This window comes from Buttiauxella sp. S19-1, from assembly GCF_022134725.1.
Classification (GTDB): domain Bacteria; phylum Pseudomonadota; class Gammaproteobacteria; order Enterobacterales; family Enterobacteriaceae; genus Buttiauxella; species Buttiauxella ferragutiae.
This window is the reverse complement of record NZ_JAHWLU010000182.1, coordinates 1-5,830: the sequence shown is the minus strand read 5'-3', so window position 1 is coordinate 5,830 and position 5,830 is coordinate 1. Positions and strand designations below refer to the sequence as shown.

The following is a 5,830-nucleotide window of genomic DNA, read 5'->3' as shown; positions in this document are numbered from 1 at the left end:
TTACGCCCCCGCTTTTTGTCAGTGAGCCTAAAAGTGAAAACACGCTGCGTATTATTTACGCCGGGCCACCGTTGCCAACCGATCGTGAGTCCATTTTCTGGATGAACGTGAAAGCGATTCCCTCGGTGGATAAATCCAGTCTCGCAGGCAATAACGTGCTGCAATTGGCGATTTTGTCACGCATCAAATTATTTGTTCGCCCTAAAAACCTGCAAATGCAGCCAGATGAAGCGTTTAAACAACTGCGTTTTAGCCGTAGCGGCGAGCATCTGAGTATTCACAATCCTTCGCCTTATTACATCAGTACGGTCAATCTGAAGGTCGGTAACGAGAAACTGGCAAATACCATGGTTGCGCCAAAAAGTGTGGCGCAGGTGACGGTCCCAGCCACGCTAAAAGGAACCATCTCCTTCCAGACCGTGAATGATTACGGTGCGGTAACCCCTGTGCAAAAGGGCGCAATGCTGTAATGCGGGCTCTGCACAACAAGGATACCGGGCAGATGATGAACAAGTCAGTTACTCCGATTGCGGCGATGGTGATGGCAGCGCTTTGGCCTGCAATCAGTTCAGGAGAAAGCTATTTTAACCCTGGTTTTTTGTCGCCAGAAGATGCTGCTGTTGCGGATTTATCGCGTTTTGAAAAAGGGAGCCAACAGGCTCCTGGTGTGTATCGTGTGGATATCTGGCGTAACGCTGAATTTATCGCAACCCAGGATCTGCGCTTTGATGCCAGTAACAAGGCGGATGGAAAGGTAAGCGCGGACGGTCTGGTGCCGTGCCTTGATACAGGCTGGTTGCAGCGTCTGGGGCTGAATATGCTTGCTTATCCTGCGCTTGCGAAATTAAAGCCTGGGGAATGCGTGCCGTTGGCGGAGCTCATCCCTGGTTCAGAAACCCACTTTGATTTTGCCAAACTGCGGTTGGATATAAGCCTGCCGCAAGTGTCGTTGCTTAATAGCGCTCGCGGGTATATTCCTGCGCAAGAATGGGACGAAGGCATCCCTGCGGTACTGCTCAACTACAGCTTTACTGGAAACCACGGCAGTTATGACGATAACTATTATTTAAGCCTGCAAAGTGGCCTGAACTATGGGCCGTGGCGGCTGCGCAACAGTGGTGCCTGGAGTTATACGCGCGGTGATGGTTACCATTCCAACAACTGGAATAACATCAGCACATATGCGCAGCGGACAATCATCCCACTCAAAAGCGAGTTGGTGCTCGGCGACAGCAACACCAGCAGTGATGTGTTCGATAGCCTGGGTTTTCGCGGTGCACGGCTCTATTCGGCAGACAGCATGTACCCGGATAGCCTACAAGGTTACGCGCCAACGGTGCGCGGCATCGCACGGACAAACGCCAAAATCACCATCCGCCAGAATGGTTTTGTGATTTACCAAAGCTATGTGTCACCGGGCGCGTTTGCTATCAACGACCTGAATCCTACCTCCTCAAGCGGCGATCTTGACGTTACCCTGGAAGAAAAAGACGGTACGCTGCAAAAATACACGGTGCCTTATTCCACCGTTCCGCTGTTGCAGCGTGAAGGGCGGCTAAAATTCGACCTGGTTGCCGGGGATTTCCGCAGCGGTAGCGACCAACAAGAAACGCCATTTTTCACTCAGGCTACGCTGATTGCCGGTTTACCCCGCGGTTATACAGCTTACGGCGGCACACAACTTGCCGAGGATTACGCCTCGGTGGCGCTGGGCGCGGGTAAAAATATCGGGGAGTGGGGGGCCATTTCACTTGATGTCACTCATGCCCGTAGCAAACTGGCGGATGACAGCGAACATGAAGGCCAATCGCTTCGTTTCCTGTATGCCAAATCCCTCAGCAATTACGGTACTAACTTTCAATTGCTCGGCTACCGCTACTCAACTCGTGGCTTCTACACGCTGGACGAAGTGGCCTACAAAAATATCGAAGGTTACGAATTCGCCGATGAACAAGACGGCAACCACAACACTGAGCCGGTGGTGCAGAGTTATCACAACTTGCGCTACAGCAAGCGTGGGCGTTTTCAGGTCAACATTTCTCAGGGGCTTGGCGATTATGGCTCATTCTACGTTTCAGGCAGCCAGCAAACCTACTGGGAAACCAACGAGAACAACACCTCTTACCAGGCAGGATATGCCAGTGGCTGGCGCGGAATCAGTTACTCGATGTCGATGTCATGGAACAAATCGGTCGGTATTTCCGCCAGCGATCGCATCATGGCATTTAACCTCTCGGTGCCGTTCAGCACGTTATTGGGGCATGGTTACTCACGTTCCAGCACCCTCGACCGCGCCTACGCCACATTTGCCGCCAGCAACAATTCAGAAGGTGACTCCACGCTGCAAACTGGGATCGGCGGCACATTACTTGAAGGGCAAAACCTGAGCTACAACGTCACCCAGGGATACAGTGACAGCAACGGCTACACCGGAAGTGCCAGTACCAACTGGCAAGCCACTTACGGCACGGTGGGATTGGGCTACAACTACGACCGCGACCAACATGACTATAACTGGCAAGCATCGGGTGGTGTGGTAGGACATGCCGATGGCATCACCTTTAGCCAGCCGCTCGGAGATACCAATGTGTTAATTAAAGCGCCGGGTGCCAGCGGTGTTGGCGTCGAAAACCAAACCGGGGTGAAAACCGACTGGCGCGGTTACGCCGTGATGCCTTATGCCACGGTTTACCGCTACAACCGTATCGCACTGGATACCAACACCATGGATGACCATACCGATGTTGAAAATAACGTCAGTAGCGTGGTGCCAACGGAAGGGGCATTGGTACGGGCCGAATTTAAGGCGCGGATTGGCGTGCGGGCTATCTTCAACGTGACGCGTGGCGGGCGCGCAGTGCCATTCGGCTCGATGGTGCGTGAAGAAACCAGCGGTGTCACCAGTATGGTGGGAGATGAGGGGCAAATTTATCTCAGCGGCTTGCCGATGCAGGGAAAACTGCTCATTCAGTGGGGCGATGGCAAAGATTCACACTGTTACGCACCTTATACATTACCGCCAGAAAGCCTGACTCAGGCAGTCGCCGTGGTGAGTGCCACCTGTTCATAGAATGGCGCACTATTCAGGGATTTGTTTATGAAATTGATGACATCTTTAGCAGGGGCGGTGCTTCTGGCATGTGCACTACCGGCGTCTGCCACGGTCTGCAAAAACTCAAACGGCGTGCCGACGGATATCTTTTATGACCTGTCAGACGTATTCACCAGTGAAAATAATAACGTCGGGCAAATCATTACGCTTGCTAACAAAACCGGTTGGGTTGGCGTCAATGCCACCTGCCCGGCAGGGACCAGCGGCAACACCACCATGCGTAGTTATGTGAACGCGTTGCCGGTGCAAGAAACCATTGGTGGGTATCAATATATGAAACTCAATGACTATCTCGAAGGGGCAATGAGTATCACCGACAGCTATTCGGGGCAGTTTTTCCCGCCGAAAAACTATATCCAGATGGGCAGCCATCCTAATGTTTCTAAACAACAACCCTTTCCAGTTAATGATTCTAAACTGGTTTTTAAACTCAAAGTGACACGGCGATTTATCAACATGGTGCCGATTCCAAAACAGACCATGTTTACGGTGTATGTCACCACGCGTAACACCGACCCGTTGACTACACCGGTTTATACCATCAGCTACAGCGGTAAAATTGAAGTACCGCAAAGTTGCGAAATCAATGCAGGCCAAATCGTCGAATTTGATTTTGGCGACATTGGTGCTTCGTTATTTAGCCAGGCAGGAGCCGGGAACCGTCCGCAAAGTGTTACGCCACAAAGTAAAACCGTTGCCATCAAGTGCACCAATGTGGCGGCGCAGGCCTATCTCTCTTTACGTATTGAAGCTGAAAAAGCTTCCGGCAATATCATGGTCTCTAACAACGACGATCTCGGCTTTGTCGTTGCGGATAGCAGTGGTTTGCCGTTAATTCCTAATAATCTGAGCAGTAAAATCCATTTTCGCCTCGATGATGCTGCTGCTGCGCAGGTGGGGATTCGCGCCTGGCCTGTGAGCGTCACCGGGAATAAACCTGCAGAAGGGCCGTTTACCGCGCGGGGCTATTTGCGGGTGGATTATGACTAAAACCTGGAGCGGTAATTTTCTGCTGGTCTGCATGCTGGTCGCTGGCGTCATGAACAGTGCGCAGGCCGATTCCCCGCTAGGCGAAGTCAATATCGAGCTGCGTGGCAACGTGGTGGATTTTAGCTGTTATGTCGAAATGGGTGATGACAATAAAACGGTGCAACTCGGTAGCTGGCCGACAAAACAACTGCGTACTGCAGGCAGCACTACGCAAAGTATGCCGTTCAGTTTGAAACTAAACGGCTGCCCGCCAGGAGCGGCATCAATCACTTTTTCGGGGAAGCAAGCCACTGGCAACCCCGGTTTGCTGGGGTTAAATGAGAGTAGTGTCAGCAATGTGGCTATTGAGCTGCGCGACCGGGATAAAACGCAATTGCCACTGGGGCAGGCGAGCCAGGATGTGGTTGTAGATGAGAATGGTAATGCGGTATTAGCCTTTTTTGCTAATTACATCGCCCTGGCCGATAACCCGCAACCGGGACCGGCCAACGCAGATGCTACGTTTATGATTAATTATTATTAACGGATAAAATATACCGCAGTGAAATAATAAAGCCGGGTTTTATTCCCGGCTTTATTATTTTAATTGTGACCTGCGACGTGTTTTTATAATAATTCTTTTACACGGGCATAGTCGATAAGTTCGACAATCGAGGAGACGTGAAGCTTGGAGAAGATATTTGACTTATGTGCGCTAATGGTCTTGCTGCTGAGCAGCAGTTGTTCGGCGATTTCCTTATTTGATAACCCATTAGCAAGGTGACGTAATACGGTTATCTCCCGATTAGATAATGGCATGTCGTCAGTTGCACCATTGCGTGATGCCGGGTTGCTAATTAATTCCAGGGTTTCAGAGGGAAAGAACGAATACCCTGCAAGCAACATTTCTACCGCGTGATAGATATCTTCCTGTTCTTTCCTTTTGCTGACAAAGCCGTTTGCACCAGCTTGAATGGCGCGGCCAGCATAAAATTTTTCAGACTTAGATGACAAGAAAAGTATGCGGGTGTCGGCTTGTATACTTTTGATTCTCTTTAATAAAGCAAATCCGTCGATGGACGGCAATTCAATGTCAAGAATCACCAGGTCGACAAGATGGCTGCTCATGTAGTTAATGACCTCGCGGCTGTCATCTGTTTTCATCACGACTTCTATATCTTTATTTTTCTGTAACAGTACTTCAATCGACATTCTGACAATAGGGTGTTCGTCCATGATAATTACGGATGCAGGTTTCATATTATTGCCTCATTTTTTGAGAAACTCATCGCATTGATACATAGTCACTGGCGGCTAAAGTGATGAAACGCTTTATTAGCTATTATTTTATAATGTATGCAATATGTTCCCTTCAACTTAAAACCATACCTCAATGTACTGTTTGCTAATGATTTCGAGTGTAACTGGATAATTGTTTGTCTAATCGAAAATACATATTTAGATTTTCTAATCAAGCAATTTGATTATACATCTATATAAATTCAGAGAAAGGCTGCTGTTATCTATAGCCAGTAATGGTGCGATCAAATTCTAATTATTCAGGTTGAGTATTTGTTATTTGGATAATACAACCATGTTAGTTAAAATATTTGGATAAAAAGTTTGTTTTTAATGTGAAGAATAGTGCGATATCTCAAATGTGTATTATTTGTTATATCTGGCATGAGGTTGTCAGATGGGACATCGTTCTGTAGTCGCCTGGCGGGCGGAAAAAAGAGTGTCCAGGAA

General features: G+C 49.0%; 5 protein-coding genes. 4 read left to right on the top strand and 1 reads right to left on the bottom strand.

Annotation, left to right across the window (positions count from 1 at the left end; all coding sequences use genetic code 11):
• From MES37_RS23135 to sfmF, 4 genes are all read left to right on the top strand, one after another.
• On the top strand, window positions 1-470 hold a 470-nt coding region (locus tag MES37_RS23135), incomplete at its 5' end, for a fimbria/pilus periplasmic chaperone (protein WP_237932723.1).
• The gene (locus MES37_RS23130; protein WP_273695192.1) at window positions 470-3,070 is read left to right on the top strand and encodes a fimbrial biogenesis usher protein; all 2,601 of its coding nucleotides are present in this window, start codon (window positions 470-472) and stop codon (window positions 3,068-3,070) included. The genes MES37_RS23135 and MES37_RS23130, both read left to right, overlap by 1 nt.
• Window positions 3,071-3,097: 27 nt before the next feature.
• Window positions 3,098-4,102, top strand: a complete 1,005-nt coding sequence (gene fimH, locus MES37_RS23125; protein WP_237932721.1) for a type 1 fimbria D-mannose specific adhesin FimH — start codon at window positions 3,098-3,100, stop codon at window positions 4,100-4,102.
• Between the two features lie 31 nt (window positions 4,103-4,133).
• Window positions 4,134-4,625, top strand: coding sequence for a fimbria assembly protein (sfmF, locus tag MES37_RS23120; RefSeq protein WP_064545247.1), 492 nt, complete (start codon window positions 4,134-4,136; stop codon window positions 4,623-4,625).
• 83 nt (window positions 4,626-4,708) lie between these two features.
• Here the strand turns inward: sfmF and fimZ are convergent, their stop codons facing one another.
• Window positions 4,709-5,341, bottom strand: coding sequence for a fimbria biosynthesis transcriptional regulator FimZ (gene fimZ, locus MES37_RS23115; protein WP_064545134.1), 633 nt, complete (start codon window positions 5,339-5,341; stop codon window positions 4,709-4,711).
• Between the last annotated feature and the right edge of the window lie 489 nt (window positions 5,342-5,830).